This is a genomic window from Archangium sp. Cb G35, from assembly GCF_001896145.1.
Classification (GTDB): Bacteria; Myxococcota; Myxococcia; order Myxococcales; family Myxococcaceae; genus Archangium; species Archangium violaceum.
Genome location: NZ_MPOI01000004.1, coordinates 314,650 through 332,257, shown reverse-complemented (window position 1 = coordinate 332,257; position 17,608 = coordinate 314,650). Strand labels below are relative to the sequence as shown.

Here is a 17,608-nt window from a genome sequence, read left to right as displayed (position 1 = left end):
AACTCCCGCTTGTCGGAGCTCTCCGAACAGGGAGCGCTCGCGCTTCGCCGACAGGTCAATGACCTGTTCGCCCTGTTCGAGCAGTCCTCCGCCTGGCAGGGCAGGGAACCCGGGGAGCTCGCCCGGAGCACCCTCGAGCTCCTCGTCTCCCGGCTGCGCCTGGACGTCGCCCTCCTGAAGCTCCAGGGGCCGGAGGGGCCGCTCGACTGCTGTTTTCCTCCGGACCTGGACCGCGAGGCGCTCCTGGCCGCGGGTGAGGGGGCGAACGCGGATCCGCCGCCGGCTTTCGAGCTGCCACGGCCGAACATCCTCGGCCGGACCACGGTCCGCCTGGCCGCGGCCACGCCCCTGGGTGAGCCCGGGACGATCATCGTCGGCTCCTGGCGGGAGAACTTCCCCACGCCGCACGAGCGGCACCTGCTCCAGTTGATCGCCAACCAGGCCGCGTTGGCGCTGCAGTCGAGCCGGGAAGCGCGGGCGCGGCAGCGGCTCGCCGAGGAGCGGGGCCGTCTCCAGCGCGTGAACTCCGTGCTGTCGATGCTCCACTCCGTCTCGGATGGGCTCTCGCGGACGCACACCTTCGCCCAGGTGGCGGATGTCATCCTCTCCTGGGGATTGGATGCCATGGGCGCCCGCGCGGGGAGCATGTTCCTGGCCGACGAGACCGGGGGCGGGCTGCGGCTGATCCGCGCCGTGGGCTACTCCGAGGCGATGCTGCGCGACTACGAGCACATTCCGGTGGAAGCCGATCTTCCGCTCGCGCAGGCCTTCCGTCAGAAGCGGGGCCTCTTCGGCAATGGCTATCGGGGCAATCCGCTCTGCTATGCCACCGTGCCCCTGCTGGTCGATGACCGGTGCCTGGGTGCGCTCGGCTTCAACTTCCCCGAGCCACGGCCCTTCGAGGATGACGAGCGCGCCTTCATCCAGGCCCTGGCCCATCAGGCGGCCCAGGCATGTGATCGCGCCCGGTTGCTCGAGGCCGAGCGGCGGGCCCGGCTCATGGCGGAGGCTCGGCAGCAGCGGGCGGATCTCCTGTCGGAAGCGAGCGCGATGCTCGGCTCGTCGTTGGATCTGGAGGCGGCCCTCACCTGGGTGGCCAACCTCCTGATGCCCCGTTTCGCCGACTGGGTCGTCATCCAGATGGTGGAGCGCACCGTCTCGGGCACCGACGAGACGAAGACGCTGGCCGTCCACCGCGAGCGGGTGAAGGCCGGGCTCGCGCGGGAGCTGGGTCTCTCGCTGCTGTCGACATGGAGCGAGCCGCGCTCCTGCATCACGAACAACTCGGTCCTGGCGCCGATCGCGGCACGAGGCCGGGTGCTCGGTGCCATCGTCCTGGGCGCCGAGGAGGTGGGCCGCTACGACCCCGAGGCCCTGGAACTCGTCGAGGAGCTGGGGCTGCGCGCGGGCGTGGCACTCGACAATGCCCGCCTCTACCAGGAGGCGCGCGAGGCGGACCGCCGCAAGGACGAATTCCTCGCGATGCTCGGCCATGAGCTGCGCAATCCGCTCTCGCCCATGGTCACGGCCCTCCAGTTGATGCGGATGAAGGACGGCTCTTCCTCCGAACGGGAGCGGACCATCATCGAGCGCCAGGTCGAGCACCTCACCCGGCTCGTGGATGATCTGCTCGACGTCTCGCGCATCACCCGGGGAAAGGTGCAGCTCAAGCGGGGGCGCATCGATCTCACGGCCGTGCTGTTCAAGGCCGCCGAGATGGCGGGCCCCTTGTTGGAGCAGCGCGCGCACTTTCTGGAGATGCCCCCGCCGGCCGGACCGCTCGTCGTGGATGGGGATCCGGCCCGGCTCGCCCAGGTGCTGGCGAATCTGCTCAACAACGCGGCGAAGTACACGGATCCCGGTGGGCGCATCGCCGTCACCGCGAAGGGGGAGGGGGCGCAGGCCGTGGTGCGGGTCCGGGACAATGGCGCGGGCATCGCGCCCAACATCCTCCCGCGGATCTTCGACATGTTCGTCCAGGAGGGCCGGTCCATCGATCGGTCCCAGGGCGGGCTCGGCCTGGGCCTGGCCATCGTCCGCAGTCTGGTCGAGCTGCATGGGGGCACCGTCTCGGTCCACAGCGAGGGCCTGGGCCGTGGGAGTGAGTTCGTGGTCCGCCTGCCGCTCGCCGCGCCGCGGCATGACGCCACCGATGGCGAGGACCGGAGCCCCCCCTCCGAGGTGCCCGCCGTCCAGGAGGTCCCGGGCTCCCTGCGGCTGCTCCTGGTGGATGACAACCGTGACGCGGTCGAGCTGCTCACCGAGTTCCTGGGCTCGAAGGGGTATGTCACGCGGATGGCCCTGGATGGACCGAGTGGGCTCGAGGCGGCCAGCGCGTTCCGGCCCCACATCGCGCTGCTGGATGTGGGCCTTCCGGTCATGGACGGCTACGAGCTCGCGTCGAGGCTGCGACAGGAGCCCTCCCTGAAGGGCATCAAGCTGGTGGCCATCACGGGGTACGGACAGGACTCGGACCGTCACCGCGCGCATGCGGCGGGTTTCGACCTCCACCTGGTGAAGCCCATCCAGCCCGGTCAACTGCTCCGCATCCTCCAGGAGCTGGTCCAGATGCCCGTGGAGGCCGAAGTTCGGGATTAAGCGCGGGGTTGCGCTGTTGGGGCGCGGACTTTTATCAAGGGCCCCTATGACCTCCCAGAACCGACGTATCCCGGGTGCCGCGCGCGTGGTGCTCACGGCCAGTGCATCCGCGTTGCTCGCCGCGTGTGTCACCTCCGCACCCATGGACAAGAAGGCCGCCGCGCCTCCCGCCCATGGCAGCTTCGGTGTCGACACCGCCGGAATGAACACGGCCGTGGCGCCCGGCGACAACTTCTACCGCTACGTCAATGGCACGTGGATCGAGAAGACGGAGATCCCCGCGGACCGCTCCAGCTACGGCATGTTCACGAAGTTGGCGGAAGAGGCGAGCCGCCGCACCCGTTCCCTGATCGAGGAGGCCGCGAGCACCAACGCCCCCGCGGGCAGCGAGGTGCGCAAGCTGGGTGATCTCTTCGCCAGCTTCATGGACGAGGCGGGCATCGAGGCGAAGGGGCTGGCACCGCTCCAGCCCGAGCTCGAGCGCATCGCCGCCATCACCACCCGGAAGGAGCTGTCCACGGCCCTCGGGGACACGCTGCGCGCCGACGTCGACGCGCTCAACACGGCGGATGTCACCACGGACCGGCTCCTCGGCCTCTGGGTGACCGAGGACCTGAACGATCCGTCCCGCTACGCCGCATACCTGCTGCAGGGCGGCCTGGGCCTGCCGGATCGCGATTACTACCTCGTGGACAACGCGCGGTTCACGGAGGTGCGCCAGAAGTATCAGCAGCACATCGCCGCCATGCTGGGACTGGCGGGCATCTCCGACGCGGAGGCCCGGGCGAAGCGCATCTTCGAGCTCGAGCGGGAGATCGCCCGGGTGCACTGGAACCAGGTGGACACGCAGGACGTGGCCAAGGTGAACAACCCCTGGCCCCGGGGCGAGCTCGCCACGCGCGCGCCGGGCCTCGACTGGGACGCGTACCTCGAGGCCGCGGGACTCGCGCAGCAGAAGGAATTCATCATCTGGCAGCCGAGTGCGCTGACGGGCATCTCGAAGCTCGTGGGCAGCGAACCGGTGCAGACCTGGAAGGACTACCTGACCTTCCACGCCCTCGAGCGCGCCGCGCCCTTCCTGCCCAAGGCCTTCGTGGATGAGAGCTTCGCGTTCACCGGCCGCGTGCTCACCGGCGCGCAGCAGCTGAGCGAGCGCTGGAAGCGCGGTGTCGGCGTCACCAGCTACGCGATGGGGGAGGCGATCGGCAAGCTGTACGTGGAGAAGTACTTCCCGCCCGAGGCCAAGGCGGAGGCCGACAAGATGGTGCGCAACATCGTCAAGGCGTTCGGCCAGCGCATCGACTCACTGGCGTGGATGTCCCCGGAGACGAAGGCGCGCGCGAAGGAGAAGCTGGGCACGCTCCAGGTGGGCATCGGCCACCCGGCGAAGTGGCGGGACTACTCGGGGCTGGAGATCGTGCGGGGGGAGGCCTACGGCAACGCCGAGCGCGCCTCGCGCTTCGAGTACCGGCGCAACCTGGCCAAGCTGGGCAAGCCGGTGGACCGGTCGGAGTGGTTCATGCCGCCGCAGCTGGTGAACGCGCTGAACTCGCCGCAGCAGAACTCCATCATCTTCCCCGCGGCCATCCTGCAGCCGCCGTTCTTCGACCCGAACGCCGATCCGGCGGTGAACTACGGTGGCATCGGCAGCGTCATCGGGCATGAGATCGTGCACAGCTTCGACGACGTGGGCGCGCAGTTCGATGCCCGGGGCAAGCTGGCCAACTGGTGGACGAAGGAGGACGCGGAGAAGTTCAAGGCCGCCAGCCAGACGCTCGTCGCGCAGTACAACGCCTACCGCCCGCTGCCGGACCTCGCCGTGAATGGCGAGCTGACCCTGGGGGAGAACATCGCCGACATCGCCGGGGTGGCGATCGCCCTCGACGGCTACCGGCTGTCACTGGGTGACAAGCCGGCGCCGGTGCTCGAGGGCTTCTCCGGCGAGCAGCGCTTCTTCCTCGGCTTCGGGCAGATCTGGCGCAACAAGTACCGCGAGCCGTACCTGCGCCGCATCCTGATGACGGACGGGCACTCCCCGGGTGAGTACCGCGCATCGACCGTGCGCAACATCGACGCCTGGTACCAGGCCTTTGGGGCCACCCCCGGGCAGACGCTCTACCTCACGCCCGAGCAGCGCGTGCGCATCTGGTAGGGCAGGGCAGGGCTACGCCGCGGCAGGCGGCCCGAACCATCGGGTGAGCGCGTCCGTGAGCCCGAGCTGGGTCCGGTCTCCCACCCAGGCCACATAGCCGTCGGGCCGAATCAACACGGCGGCGGGCGCGGTGACCGCCCCTAGGACAGGCAGTTCCCAGGGGCCACCGTATCGAGCGTCGACGATGCTCACCCGATTGGCCCAGGGAGCGAGCTCGAAGCCGCCGGGCTCACCGAGGTTGAGCAGAATGGGCCGGGCCTCGTTCAGCAGCGTGAAGACGCGCCGTGGGCCGTTCGCGGTGACGAGGTCGAGATCCGGCATGCGGCGTCCGAGCAGCGGGTGTCCCTCGCCGAGGTCGTAGTGGATATCCAGACCCGACATCATTCCGGCGATTCGCTTGCGGGGTTCGTCCATCCGGAGCAGATCGGCGAGGGTTTCTCGCAATGCCTCGACGCGGTCGTCTGAACGAAGAAGCGCGATGGACGCCATCGTGTTGCGCAGCGCGCGTGCCGCGACCGGGTGGCGCTCGAGTTGGTACGAATCGAGGAGACTGTCGGGCGAGGTTCCCTTGACCACCTGGGCCAGCTTCCACCCCAGGTTCACCGCGTCCTGCACGCCGAGGTTGAGGCCCTGCCCGCCCACGGGGAAGTGAACGTGCGCGGAATCGCCGGCCAGCAGAACGCGCCGGTCACGGTAGGCCGCGGCCTGCCGGGTCAGGTCGGTGAACCGGGAGATCCAGTTGGGGCTGTGGATCCCGTAGTCGGTCCCGTAGACGGCGACGAGCGCGTCGCTGAGCTCGCGGAGCGACGGTTCGCCGCGGGGGCCGATCTGCCGCTCGGTCACCATCACCCCCACCAGGCCCTCCGCCAACCTGGAGAAGGCATGGACGCCGATACCATCGCGGCGCATCCCCCAAGCCGGCTCCTGGGTCATCTGGACCTCGGCGATCAGACAGCTCACGGTCGGATCCCATCCGGCGAACTCGATGCCGGCTGCTTTCCGGATCACGCTGCGTCCGCCGTCGCATCCGACGAGATATCCGGCCCGGAGCGACGGACCGCCGGAGAGCGTGATGTCGACGCCGCTGTCGTCCTGTGCGAACCCGGTTACTTCCCGCCCGCGGTAGATGCGCACTCCCAGCTCGTTGACCCAGCCGGCCAGGATGCGCTCGAACTCCTTCTGCACGAGGCCGAGCCCGTAGGGATGCCGGGAGGGAAAGTCGCTGATGCTCAGCGGGATCCACGCGAACCCCGCGACCTGCGCCACCTGCCCCTGCGAGAGGAACCGATCCACGACTCCACGCTGATCGAGAACCTCGATGGTGCGTGCGTGCAGGCCGCGTGAGCGCGCGCCGTCGAGGTCCTGGGTCTCGCGCCGCTCGACGATCGCGACGTCGACTTTCGCCAACGCGAGCTCGGCCGCCAACATCATCCCCGTCGGTCCGCCTCCGACGATCACCACTGCATGCTGGGTCATGGTCATGGCCGCGCGGTCTACGCCGGCCCGGCCTTCGACCGGCATCCGTCACGGACCCGATTGGCTCCGCGCCGGAAATCTGCTTGTATGCAGGCAACTCCAATCTTGTTCGTTCAAAAGCGAAGCAAAGCAGGGTTGGGGTTTTCCCGTATGCCTGCTGCCTCCGAGGGCATTTCTTTCCAGCTCGCGCCATTCGAGCTAGTTTAGAAAAGCGCTAAAGCCAACCGCGCATCCGGAGAAAGCATGAAGACATACATCATCGCAAGCGCACTCGCTGCTGGGCTCCTCGCAGGTTGCGGCGGAGTCGAGGAGGACGGACTGGAGGCTGAGCAGCCAAGCCTCGCGACTCGGGAGGACCGGCTCATCTGCATTAGCAACTACATCGTCGTGTACTACAGCGACGCGACCTACACCACCGAGGTCGGCGTTGAACGCTGCTGGTGCGGGGAATGGCCTACGCGGGAAGGCCTGCGCACATCGTACCGCCAGGTGTATTCGGAAGAGTCCTGCTAGTGGCAACACGGCCCGCTCCAGTCACCTGGAGCGGGCTGTTCCCGCGTATCCATTGAGTCAACCGAGATCCTCGGGGCTGGGGGCGTGCTTGCTCATGCGCGCTGAGATCAGCGTGGCCAGCAGGATCAGCGCGCCGCCGAAGAGCATGCGCGGGTTGGGCTGCTCATTGAACAGCCACCAGGCGAAGGCGATCCCGTAGACCGGCTCCAGGGCGAACACCACCGAGGCGCTGCGCGCGTTGAGCACGCGCAGGCTGGCGACGAACAGGCTGTGCGCCAGGGCCGTGCAGAGCAGGCCGAGCAGGGCGATCCACAGCCAGTCCAGCGGGCGCACCTCGGGCAGCGCCACCCAGGCCAGCGGCAGGCTGGCGAGCGCGATGGCCAGGTTCTGCCAGAGCGCCGCCTGGGCCGGTTTGACCCCGGCGGTGGTGGCCCGGTTGGACACCGAGACCATGGCGAACAGCAGGCCGGAGAACACCGCCCAGGCCAGCCCCAGGGTGGCATCGCTGCCCAGGTCGAAACGCGGGGTGACCAGCACCAGTCCGGCGCTGACCAGGGCCACCACGCCCCATTCGGCCGCGCGCACCCGTTCGCGGAACAGCAGGCCCTCGAGCAGCACGGTGAAGGCAGGGAAGCTGGCGAAGCCCAGGGTGGCCACGGCCACGGTGGACACCTTCACCGCGATGAAGAAGGCCCACCAGTGGCCGCCCAGCAGCAGGCCGGCGCCGGCGAGGGCCAGGCGACGCCGCCAGCTCAGCGGCGCCGCCGGTTCGCCGAAGCGGGTCAGCGGAGCCAGGACTCCGACGGCGAACAGGGCGCGGCCGAACACGATCACCAGCGGCGCGGCCAGCGCCAGCTTGCCGAAGATGCCGGACAGGCCGAAGAACAGAGCGCCCAGGTGCAAGGCGAGGAGGGCGGTGCGGTGCTTCATCCGGTCAGTCTATGCGCAAGAGGGAAGGCGTGTTCTGCTTCTGCCAGGCCATCGGAACAAAGTCCTTTCAGGGGTGAGTGAGTCCGCCTTCCGGGCGCGCTCTTCACGAACTTGTCCAACAGTTGGACAAGTCTGGCGAGACCGTGCCCGGAGGGGACCCTCCTGCTTTCGAGCTGAGGACAGACCCCTGAACGGACTTACTTCGGCTGGCCTGGCCGGGAGCAGAAGGTGTGGCGGTGTATCGGGATGAGATACCCTGCGCGGCATGACGCCCCACCTTCCGACCCTGTACCTGGACGATGCCTCGGTGCGCCGGTTGCTGCCCCTCGGCAAGCTGCTCGAGGGGATGCGCCGCGCGCTGATCGATCTGTCCGAAGGCCGGGTCCTCCAGCCGCTTCGCAGCGTGATGGAATTGCCTCAGGTCGAAGGCATGCTCTTCCTCAAGCCGGCGATGACGGCCGAGGCGCTCGCCACCAAGCTGATCACGCTGTATCCGGGCAACCCGGGGCGGGGACTTCCGACCCTGCTCGCCACCATCGTCTTGATGGATCCGCATACCGGCCGGACCCTGGCCGTCATGGACGGCACGTGGATCACCGAGCTGCGGACCGCCGCGGTCTCCGCCGTGGCTGTCGACGCGCTGACCGCGCCAGGCCCCAAGGTGGTGGCGATGCTGGGCAGCGGCGCACTGGCGCGCAGTCATGCGCTCGCGCTGCGCGCGGTGCGGCCGGTATCGGAGCTCCGCATCTGGAGCCGCAATCCGGACAACGCCGCGCGCTGCGCCGCCGAGGCCGGAGGCCGTGCCTGTACCACCGCCGAGGAGGCGGTGCGAGGCGCCGACATCGTCTGCACCGTCACCAACGCGACCGAACCCGTGCTGCGCGGCGCCTGGCTGAAGCCGGGCGCCTTCGTGGCGGCGATCGGCGCGCCTCGCCCCAACTGGCGGGAGCTCGACGACGAGGCCATGCGCAACCCGGTGGTCGCGGACAGTCGGCACGCCGCCGAGCATGAGTCGGGCGACGTCATCCACTCCGGCGCTCCCATCCACGCCGAGATCGGCGAGATCCTCGGTGGGAGGGCACCGGCCCCGGACGCCGGCCGCACGGTGATCTTCAAGGCGCTGGGTCAGGCGGTCGAGGACGCGGTCGCGGCTCACCTGGTCTACAGCGCGGCCATGGCCGAACGGCACGCCGCCACGAACATGGGTGAGGGTTGACGTGGGGACCGAAGATCTGCACGCGGACATCGCCATCGTCGGGGCCGGCATCGCCGGTTCCTCGATCGCCTGGTGGCTGACCCGTCTGGACCCCACGCTCTCGGTCGTGCTGCTCGAGCGGGATACCGGATTCGGGTCTTCCTCCTCGCAACTCTCGGCCAGCTCGATCCGCCAGCAGTTCAGCACGCCGGTCAACATCCAGATGTCGCAGTCCGGTCTGGAGTTCCTGCGCGACGCCCGCTCCCTGCTCGCCGTCGAAGGGGAGGAGGTGGAGATTGGCCTGACCCTGCCCGGCTACCTGTTCCTGGCCTCGCCGGCGCGGGCCGAGGCGCTGCGCGCCCAGAACGTCATCCAGCGCGCGCATGGTGCCCGCATCGAGCTGCTCGAGCCAGACGCGCTCGCCGCGCGCTTCGCCTGGCTGAACACCGCCGATCTCGCGCTCGGCGCGCTTGGTGCTGGTGTCGAGGGATGGTTCGACGGCCCGGCACTGCACTCGGCGATACTGCGCTCGGCGCGCGCACAGGGCGCCCGGCTGGTGCGGGCCGAGGTGTCCGCCTTCGACTTCGCGCCCACCGCGCCCGGTGCCTCGCCGGATTCGAGGCGGGTCACCGCGCTGCACCTGGCTGACGGCCGCAGGGTCATCTGCGGTCAGGCGGTCAACGCGGCGGGCCCCTGGTCGAGGCGCCTGGCGGCAGCGGCCGGCATCGAGCTGCCGGTTCATGCCCGGCGGCGGACGGTCTTCGTGCTGTCCTGCCCGACTCCCGTGCCCGAGTGCCCGCTGGTCGTCGACCCGGCGGGATTCTGGTTCCGGCCCGAGGGCCGGCACTTCATCTTCGGGACCACCCCGAACCCCGATGCCGACGACCTGCCGCTCGAGCCCAACCTGGCCGAGTTCGACGAGGCCACGTGGGCGGCGCTCGCTCACCGTGTCCCGGCCTTCGAGTCGGTGCGTGTCGAGCGCGCCTGGGCCGGCTACTACGAGATGAACCTGTTCGACCACAACGCGCTGCTGGGTCTCCATCCCGGTTTCGCGAACCTGTGGTGCGCCACCGGCTTCTCCGGGCACGGCGTGCAGCAGGCCCCGGCCGCCGGCCGCGGGCTCGCCGAGCTCCTGCTGTACGGCGGGTTTCGCACGCTCGACCTGTCCCCGCTCTCGGTCGGCCGGCTCGCCGAGGGCCGCCGGGTGCTCGAATCCAACGTGATCGGCTGATATCTAGAGACCTCCATGACCCACGCCCTCCTCGACATGCTCGGCCTGTCCGCGCGCAACCCCGGCTCCTACCTCGGCAACGGCGAGTGGTCCGGCACCTCCCAGGACGCCGACATCCAGGTCGTCAATCCGAGCAACGGCCAGCACCTCGCCCGCGTGTCCTCGGCCAGCGCGGAGGATTACGAAACCCTCGTTCGCAGGGCGGCGCAGACCTTCGCCGCGTGGCGCGCGACCCCCGCGCCCAGGCGCGGCGAGGCCATCCGTCTGTGTGGCGATGCACTGCGCCGGCACAAGGACGCGCTCGGCTCGCTGGTCTCGCTGGAAATGGGGAAGATCAAGGCCGAGGGTGACGGCGAAGTGCAGGAGATGATCGACATCGCCGACTTCGCGGTGGGCCAGTCGCGCATGCTGTACGGCCTGTCCATGCACTCCGAGCGCCCCGGCCACCGCATGTACGAGCAGTGGCATCCCCTGGGCCTGGTGGGCATCATCAGCGCCTTCAACTTCCCGGTCGCGGTGTGGGCCTGGAATGCGTTCATCGCCGCCGTCTGCGGCAACATCTCCCTCTGGAAGCCTTCGCCGAAGACGCCCCTGACGGCCATCGCCGCCACCCGCATCTGCAACGAGGCGCTGAAGGCGGGCGGCTTCCCGGAGGTGTTCTTCCTCCTCAACGACGGCGGCAACGAGCTGGCGCAGCGGTTGGTGGACGACCCGCGCATCGCGCTGGTGAGCTTCACCGGCTCCACCGCCGTGGGCCGTCAGGTCGGTGTGCGCGTGGCCCAGCGGATGGGCAGGAGCCTGCTGGAGCTCGGTGGCAACAACGCCATCATCGTGGACCGCACCGCGGACCTGAAGCTGGCGATTCCGGCCATTGTGTTCGGAGCGGTGGGCACCGCCGGACAGCGTTGCACCACCACGCGCCGGCTCATCGTGCACGAGTCCATCGTGGACGACGTGGTGGCCCGGCTCAAGGCCGCCTACGCGCAGGTCGAGACCCGCATCGGCGACCCGCTCCAGCCCGGCACCCTCATGGGGCCGCTCATCGACGCGGAGGCCGTGCGGCGTTTCGAGGCCGCCGTGGAGAAGGCCCTGGCGTCCGGCGGCACCGTGGTGAGTGGCGGCAGGGCGCTGAGCGGCCCGGGCCACTTCGTGCTGCCCACCCTCATCACCGGGGTCCGGCCCACCGACGAGGTGGTGCGGACCGAGACCTTCGCGCCCATCCTCTATGTCCTGCCCTACCGGACGCTGGAGGAGGCCATCGCCATCCAGAACGGCGTGCCACAGGGCCTCTCCTCGGCCGTGTTCACGCAGGATCTCAAGGTGGCCGAACAGTTCCTGTCCGCGGCCGGCTCCGACTGCGGCATCGCCAACGTCAACATCGGTACCTCCGGTGCGGAGATTGGCGGAGCCTTCGGTGGCGAGAAGGAGACCGGTGGTGGCCGCGAGTCCGGCTCCGACTCGTGGAAGGCCTATATGCGCCGGCAGACCAACACCATCAACTACTCCGACGCGCTGCCGCTGGCGCAGGGCATCAAGTTCGACTTCTGAGTGCCCCACGCCTCCTCGCAGGGGTCCTGCTCAGGGCACGGCCTTGGGCAGGGGATTGGCCGCCTTGAGCACGTTGTAACTGGTCATCAGGTTGCGGTAGTCGGGAATGTGGTTCGAGAACAGCGTTCCCAGCCCCTCGATGTCACGGCGCCAGTCGCGGTGCAGCTCGCAGGCCACGGCGAACCACGTCATGAGCTGCGCGCCCGCCGCGGACATCCGGTCCCAGGCGGCCTGGCGCACGACATCGTTGAACGTGCCCGAGGCATCCGACACGACGAACACCTCGAAGTCCTCGGCGAGGGCCGACAGCGCGGGGAAGGCAACGCAGACCTCGGTCACGACGCCCGCGATGATGAGCTGCTTGCGCCCGGTGGCCTTCACCGCCTTGACGAAGTCCTCGTTGTCCCAGGCGTTGATCTGTCCGGGGCGAGCGATGTACGGCGCATTGGGGAACTTCTCCTTCAGCTCCGGAATCAACGGACCGTTGGGGCCCTGCTCGAAGCTGGTCGTCAGGATGGTCGGGAGCTTGAAGTAGGCCGCGAGGTCGGCCAGGGCGAGCACGTTGTTCTTGAACTGGTCCGGGTTGAAATCGCGGACCAGCGACAGCAGGCCTGCCTGGTGGTCCACCATCAGCACCACCGCGTTGTCCCGGTCCAGACGGCTATAGGGCTTGCTCATGACTCTCTCTCCTTGGGGTCGTGGGTTCGCCGCGCCGTTGCGGCGCGTCGTGATGGAAGGAGTATGCGGAGACGCCGGTCCGCCAGGTAGCCACTGAAAACGGTAAGTACTGTTCCGCCCATTGGACAATGGGGAGGGCAGTGGCGCCGGAGAGCGGGTAGGGTGCCGCGCATGAGTGAAGCACCCCCGGTCCCCCCCGCTCGGACCCTGCCTCCCATCCCCGCCGTGCTCCTCGCCGTGGTGAGCGTGCAGGGGGGCGCCGCCATCGCGAAGGTGCTGTTCCCCGTGCTCGGCTCGATGGGCACCGCGAGCCTGCGCATCGGATTGTCCGCGCTCCTGTTGTGTGCGGTATTCCGTCCGCCCTTCACGCGGCTCACGCGCGCGCAGTGGGCCGCGGTCATCCCGTATGGCGTGGTGCTCGGCGCGATGAACCTGAGCTTCTACAAGGCGATCGAGCGCATCCCCCTGGGACTGGCCGTCACGCTGGAGTTCGTGGGGCCCCTGTCGCTCGCGGTGTTCGGGTCGCGGCGCGCCCTGGACTTCCTGTGGGCGGCGCTCGCGGTGGCCGGCATCGCCCTCATCGCCCCGTGGCGCGGTGACGCCAGCCTGCTCGATCCGCTGGGTGTGCTGCTGGCGCTCTTCGCGGGTGCCTGCTGGGCCATCTACATCGTGCTCGGTGGGCGCCTGTCCCGCGTATTCCCGGGAGGGAAGAGCGTCGCGACGGGAATGGTGTTCGCCGCCCTGCTGGCGCTGCCCGCCGCGTTCGCCGAGGGCCTCGCGTCCCGCCTCACGCCTTCGCTGTTCGCGGCCGGCCTGGGCGTCGCGCTCCTCTCCAGTGCGATTCCGTACACCTTGGAGATGCTGGCGCTGCGGGAGCTCTCGAGCCGGACTTTTGGCATCCTGATGAGCCTGGAGCCCGCGGTCGCCGCCCTCGCGGGCCTGGTGTTCCTGGGGGAACGGCTCGTCGCCACCCAGTGGCTCGCGCTCCTCTTCGTGAGCGCCGCGTCCGCCGGGGCCGCACTCACTGCGCGCCGCGTTGCTCCGCCCGTGGAGGCCTGAGCCGCGAAGAGGCGGGGTCACCCGTGCCGTGCCAGAATGTGACCCATGCCCTCCCAGCCCGCCATCCGAGGCTTCGCCTGCAGGGTGCTCCTCGATGGAGCCCGGGCCCTGCCCGCAGATCCCCGGCACCGGGTGCTGTCTCGAGTCCCCGAGCAGACGATCGCGCTCTTCGAATCCGCTCCCCGGATGGGGTGGATTCCCATCGAGGAGAGCATGAAGCTCACCGAGCCCCTCCACGCCGTGCTGGGCACGCCCGGCTTCCGCCAGTTCCTCTCCGCTCAGGCGGACCGCATCGCCGCCTATCCGCTGCTGCAGACCTTCTTCGACGGCGCGGTGCGGCTGCTCGGCCTGACACCCCAGGCCCTGCTCAAGTGGTCCACCTACGCGTGGGAGCAGGCGTTCCGCGACTGCGGGCGGCTCGTGTACCAGCCCCTCGGGGAGTCGGACGAGGGCCGCCGGGTCGAGATGCGGTTGGAGGACGTTCCGCCCGTCCTGCTGCTCGAAGGCACCTTCGCGCAGGCGCTCGCGGGCGCCTTCGAGATGTTCCTGCGCCGCTGCGATCGCAAGGGACGGGTGGAGTTGCAGCACGTGGGCTCGCGCGCCACCCGTTTCGTGTACGACGTCTCCTGGGAGTAGCAGTGCACTCCTGGAATCCGTAGTCCAGGGCGGGGCAGGGGAGACAGGTTACACTCCTGCCTCCCTTCTCTCGTCAGGAGCGGCTCATGAAGTGGGAGCAACTGGTCAAGCTGGGTTGCGAAATGCCCGAGGTGGAGGAAGGCATCTGGTTCCGCACTCCCTCGCTCAAGGTTCGCGGCAAGGGGTTCGTGCGCCTGAAGGAAGACGGCGAGTCCGTCGTGTTCATGCTGGAGAGCGTCGACGAGCAGGAGTTCCTGATCCAGGCCATGCCGGAGCTGTATTTCATCACGGACCACTATCGGGGCTGGCCCGCGGTGCTGGCGCGGTTGGCGAAGTTGCGCGAGCCCGAGTGCAGGCGCCGGCTCGAGCAGGGCTGGCGGCTCAAGGCACCCAAGGCCCTGGTGCAACAGCTCGGCCCGGCGCGGGCCACTGGCTCTTCCAACTCGAGGACCATGGCGGCGAATCCAAGAGAGTTGCAGCCCATCGACGCATACCTGGAGGGTCTGAAGGACCCGGCCGCGAAGAAGACGTTGGGAGCGCTGCGCATGCAGCTCCGCAAGCTGCTTCCGGGGGCGGTCGAAACCATCAGCTACCAGATGCCCGCCTTCAAGGTGGACGGGAAGGCCGTGGCCGGCTTCGCCTTCTTCAAGACCCACTGCGGCTACTTCCCCTTCAGCGGCAGCGTGGTGCCAGCGCTGAAGGCGCAGCTGGACGGCTATGCCACGTCGAAGAGCGGCGTGACCTTCCCTCCCAACAAGCCGCTCCCGGCGAAGCTGGTGAAGACGCTGGTGCAGGCACGGCTCGCGGAGATTGCCGCGAGCGGGAAGAAACCCCCGGCCACGAAGAAGGCGGCCGCGAAGAAAGCAGCCACGAAGAAGGCGCTCATCACCGAACGCGTGACCGACAGCGCCGTGAAGGATGCGACCGGGCGGGACTGGAAGGGGTGGATGCGTGTGCTGGACGCGGCGAGGGCAGGGGAGCTGAGCCACAAGCAGCTCGTCGCGCACCTGGCCCGGGAGGTGGAGTCCTCGTGGTGGCAGCAGTCCATTGCCGTGGCGTACGAGCAGGCCCGCGGCAAGCGGATCGTGGGCGAGACGGCGACGACGGGCTTCCAGGTGGGCGTGGTCCGCACGCTGCCGGTGAGTGCCCAGGACATGTGGGAGCGGGTTGCGGCACAGCCGGAGCGATGGCTCGGTGCCGGCGCGAGGCTGAAGCTCGAGCCGGGGGCGGGCTACGCGGTTCCCAAGCGCCGTGGAGTCCCCGGCGTACGCGGCGAGGTCCGGGTGGTGAGGCCCGGGCAACGCATCCGCATGACCTGGCAGCCAGACGGATGGAAGAATCCCGCGACACTGCAGCTCACGCTGGTACCGAAGGCGCGAGGCGTCTCTTTCCACGTCCATATGGAAAAGCTGCCAGACTCGAAGACACGCGAGGCGATGCGCGAACACTGGTCCAGCGTGCTCGAAAACCTGGCGTAAGGGAGGGAAGCACAGATGAGCTATCTGGTCGGACCCCGCATCACGTTCTCTGGGCTGTTCCAAGCCGATGTCTCGACGGTCAACAACGACGTCCGGCATTACTCCAACAAAGACTTCCAACCCTCCTTCCAGGAGCAGCAGCCCACCTACGAGAGTCCGCCTCCTCCCACCGATGGCGGCTGGTGGAACCCCGACGGCTCGGGCGCCTTCCGGTTGATCAACTGCCAGGTCAAGGGCGCCCTCTGGGCCGATGGTACCTGGGTCACGAACTCCACTCAGGACCCGGCCATTGGCCTCCTCGTCGGCAATGCGCTGGGCCGCTCGGCCGGAAAGATGGTGGATCTCGATCCGCAGATGCAGATGGTGTCGGCCATCTGGGGCATGGGTGTCCGGCTGACGGACGGGACCGGTCCTGGCTATGTCGCCGGAGACTTCTGGCCCGCTTCGTTCCGCGATCTCGTCTCCCGGCAGCCGAGAACCGCGCCCAACCAGCAGTCGCTGGGCGCCGTCTACACCTCGATCCTTCAGAACCTCGTCTGGGACCCGGCGCCCCGGGTCGCGTCGAAGGTGCTGGACCAGCTCCGGAACCTGGTGGACCGCTACGGTCCCGAGGCGGCACTCTCCATCCGGATCAGCCTGTACAAATACGGGCGCAACTACGTCAACAACCCCGCGGCGCAGGGTTACACGTTCGGCAATGTGGCCGGCGCCATCGGTGTCTCGCTGCCTGACGAGCCGAAGACCTTCGTGCTGGGCCGCCGCTTCGCTCCCACGACCACGCCCCCAGGACTCCCAGGCGGCTTCAGCTACTTCGATGCCATGGTCGACACGGCATCCAGCAGCGTCTCCGTGGACCTCGGCAACACCATTCCCCTGGATGCCGACGCGAACGTCCGGACGGACCTCGGCCAGTTGTCGCTGGCGGTGCTGACCGTGGCCGACACCGTCTCGAATGGGCAGCCCACCTTCCTGCCCACCGGCGCCACGCTCACCCCGAGCCAGTTCGTGACGATCGGCGACATCCCGTACACGGAGCCGGGCTGGCTGGAGACCACCGCGGGCATCGTCCGGCTGACGCTGCCTCCCGAGGCCCAGGCGCTCATCAAGGACCACCCGCTGGCGCTCGTCCGGACCGCGACCCGGGAGCTGCTCCAGACCCACACGCTCGAGGCCCGCGAGACCGTGATGGGCTACCTGGTCCGCGCCGATGAGTTCGTCCAGCGCCTCGACCCACAGAGCCAGTTCCCCGATCCCCAGCCCACGGACTCCGTCGACGTGTCCGTCTACGCCGCGCAGTGGGGCGTTCCCCTCGACAGCACGGGCCTGAACGTGCAGCAGCAGGGAGCCGCCACCGATTCGGGCACTGGCAACCAGGCGCTGGACATTCCCGTGCCCATCATGGGCTGGCCTCTCGACGCCGTCTCCCAGACGACCTCGGCCTTCTCCCAGGGACGCACGGCCCTGAGCGTCACGGCCACCGATCCAAATGGGGCCCGGCTCGTCTATTACACGCCCCCCGAGCTGACAGGGGACGAGCAGCCCCAGAAGCAGCCCGCGCTCGCCGCTCCCTACATGAATGGCCAGATCTACACCCTCCTGTACTCACTCCAGGAGACCGCGGACTGGAAGAGCCCGACGGGCCAGCAGCACATGCTCGACGCCGTCTACCTCCATGTGCGCGACGGCTATGCGGTGAACCTCGATCCGAGCTGGGAAGACGTGGCTCCTCTCTTCACCCAGTACGGCAACCTCTACCCGGTCATGAGCAAGCGGCTCGTCGATCTCTCCAACAAGGACGCCGTCACGGCCAACGCGGCCATCATCGAGATGGCTTTCGCTCTGGGCATGAACGACCCGAACTACATGCCCGTGACGCGCGACATGCCCCCGGCCATGCAGCAGACACTGCTGGCCTACCTGCGCAAGGTCCAGGGCAAGACGGCCGTCGCCGCGGCTCCCGCGGTCTCGAAGCGCCGGGTGGCGGCGCGGCCGGGAGCTCCCATCCCCGTGTTGGACAAGGCGGCCGCCTCGGCCGCCGCCGGCCGTGTGAAGAAGAGCCAGTCCGTCAAGAGTGGCAGCGAGAAGGCGTGAACCGTTCCGACGCACGGTGAAAG

The 17,608-nt window shown here is 68.8% G+C and carries 13 protein-coding genes; 10 read left to right on the top strand and 3 right to left on the bottom strand.

Annotation, left to right across the window (positions count from 1 at the left end; genetic code table 11):
* Positions 1–9 precede the first annotated feature (9 nt).
* Positions 10–2,598, top strand: coding sequence for an ATP-binding protein (locus BO221_RS14830; protein ID WP_158079843.1), 2,589 nt, complete (start codon positions 10–12; stop codon positions 2,596–2,598).
* A gap of 46 nt (positions 2,599–2,644) precedes the next feature.
* Entirely contained in the window at positions 2,645–4,750 is a 2,106-nt protein-coding gene (locus BO221_RS14825) for a M13 family metallopeptidase (protein ID WP_073561091.1), read from the top strand.
* A gap of 12 nt (positions 4,751–4,762) precedes the next feature.
* On the opposite strand, the gene BO221_RS14820 is transcribed toward BO221_RS14825, so the two are convergent.
* Complete coding sequence (locus tag BO221_RS14820) at positions 4,763–6,232, bottom strand: FAD-dependent monooxygenase (RefSeq protein WP_304528707.1); 1,470 nt, start codon at positions 6,230–6,232, stop codon at positions 4,763–4,765.
* A gap of 237 nt (positions 6,233–6,469) precedes the next feature.
* Here BO221_RS14820 and BO221_RS14815 point away from each other — a divergent pair, with 237 nt between their 5' ends.
* Complete coding sequence (locus BO221_RS14815) at positions 6,470–6,739, top strand: hypothetical protein (protein ID WP_073561090.1); 270 nt, start codon at positions 6,470–6,472, stop codon at positions 6,737–6,739.
* 57 nt (positions 6,740–6,796) lie between these two features.
* On the opposite strand, the gene BO221_RS14810 is transcribed toward BO221_RS14815, so the two are convergent.
* Positions 6,797–7,669: a DMT family transporter gene (locus BO221_RS14810; RefSeq protein ID WP_073561089.1), complete on the bottom strand. Its 873-nt coding sequence runs from the start codon at positions 7,667–7,669 to the stop codon at positions 6,797–6,799.
* 265 nt (positions 7,670–7,934) lie between these two features.
* Between BO221_RS14810 and BO221_RS14805 the strand changes: the two genes are divergently transcribed.
* From BO221_RS14805 to BO221_RS14795, 3 genes are read left to right on the top strand one after another with little or no spacing between them, the layout of a single operon-like run.
* Entirely contained in the window at positions 7,935–8,885 is a 951-nt protein-coding gene (locus BO221_RS14805; protein WP_073561088.1) for an ornithine cyclodeaminase family protein, read from the top strand.
* Position 8,886: 1 nt separating this feature from the next.
* Positions 8,887–10,095 carry an FAD-binding oxidoreductase gene (locus BO221_RS14800; protein WP_198956118.1) on the top strand — a complete coding sequence of 403 codons (1,209 nt, stop codon included), beginning with the start codon at positions 8,887–8,889 and terminating at the stop codon, positions 10,093–10,095.
* Between the two features lie 15 nt (positions 10,096–10,110).
* Positions 10,111–11,643: an aldehyde dehydrogenase family protein gene (locus BO221_RS14795; RefSeq protein ID WP_073561087.1), complete on the top strand. Its 1,533-nt coding sequence runs from the start codon at positions 10,111–10,113 to the stop codon at positions 11,641–11,643.
* 30 nt (positions 11,644–11,673) lie between these two features.
* Here BO221_RS14795 and ycaC read toward each other — a convergent pair whose 3' ends face one another.
* The gene (gene ycaC / locus BO221_RS14790) at positions 11,674–12,321 is read right to left on the bottom strand and encodes an isochorismate family cysteine hydrolase YcaC (RefSeq protein WP_073561086.1); all 648 of its coding nucleotides are present in this window, start codon (positions 12,319–12,321) and stop codon (positions 11,674–11,676) included.
* Between the two features lie 171 nt (positions 12,322–12,492).
* On the opposite strand from ycaC, the gene BO221_RS14785 reads away from it, so the two are divergent.
* The 4 genes from BO221_RS14785 (at position 12,493) to BO221_RS14765 (ending at position 17,585) form a co-directional block, all read left to right on the top strand.
* Complete coding sequence (locus tag BO221_RS14785; RefSeq protein ID WP_073561085.1) at positions 12,493–13,380, top strand: DMT family transporter; 888 nt, start codon at positions 12,493–12,495, stop codon at positions 13,378–13,380.
* 45 nt (positions 13,381–13,425) lie between these two features.
* Positions 13,426–14,016 (top strand): hypothetical protein, encoded by a 591-nt coding sequence (locus BO221_RS14780; protein ID WP_073561084.1) that lies wholly within the window; start codon positions 13,426–13,428, stop codon positions 14,014–14,016.
* Between the two features lie 86 nt (positions 14,017–14,102).
* Positions 14,103–15,494, top strand: coding sequence for an SRPBCC domain-containing protein (locus tag BO221_RS14770; protein ID WP_083681043.1), 1,392 nt, complete (start codon positions 14,103–14,105; stop codon positions 15,492–15,494).
* A 15-nt stretch (positions 15,495–15,509) separates the two neighbouring features.
* Complete coding sequence (locus tag BO221_RS14765) at positions 15,510–17,585, top strand: hypothetical protein (protein WP_073561083.1); 2,076 nt, start codon at positions 15,510–15,512, stop codon at positions 17,583–17,585.
* Positions 17,586–17,608: the final 23 nt, after the last annotated feature.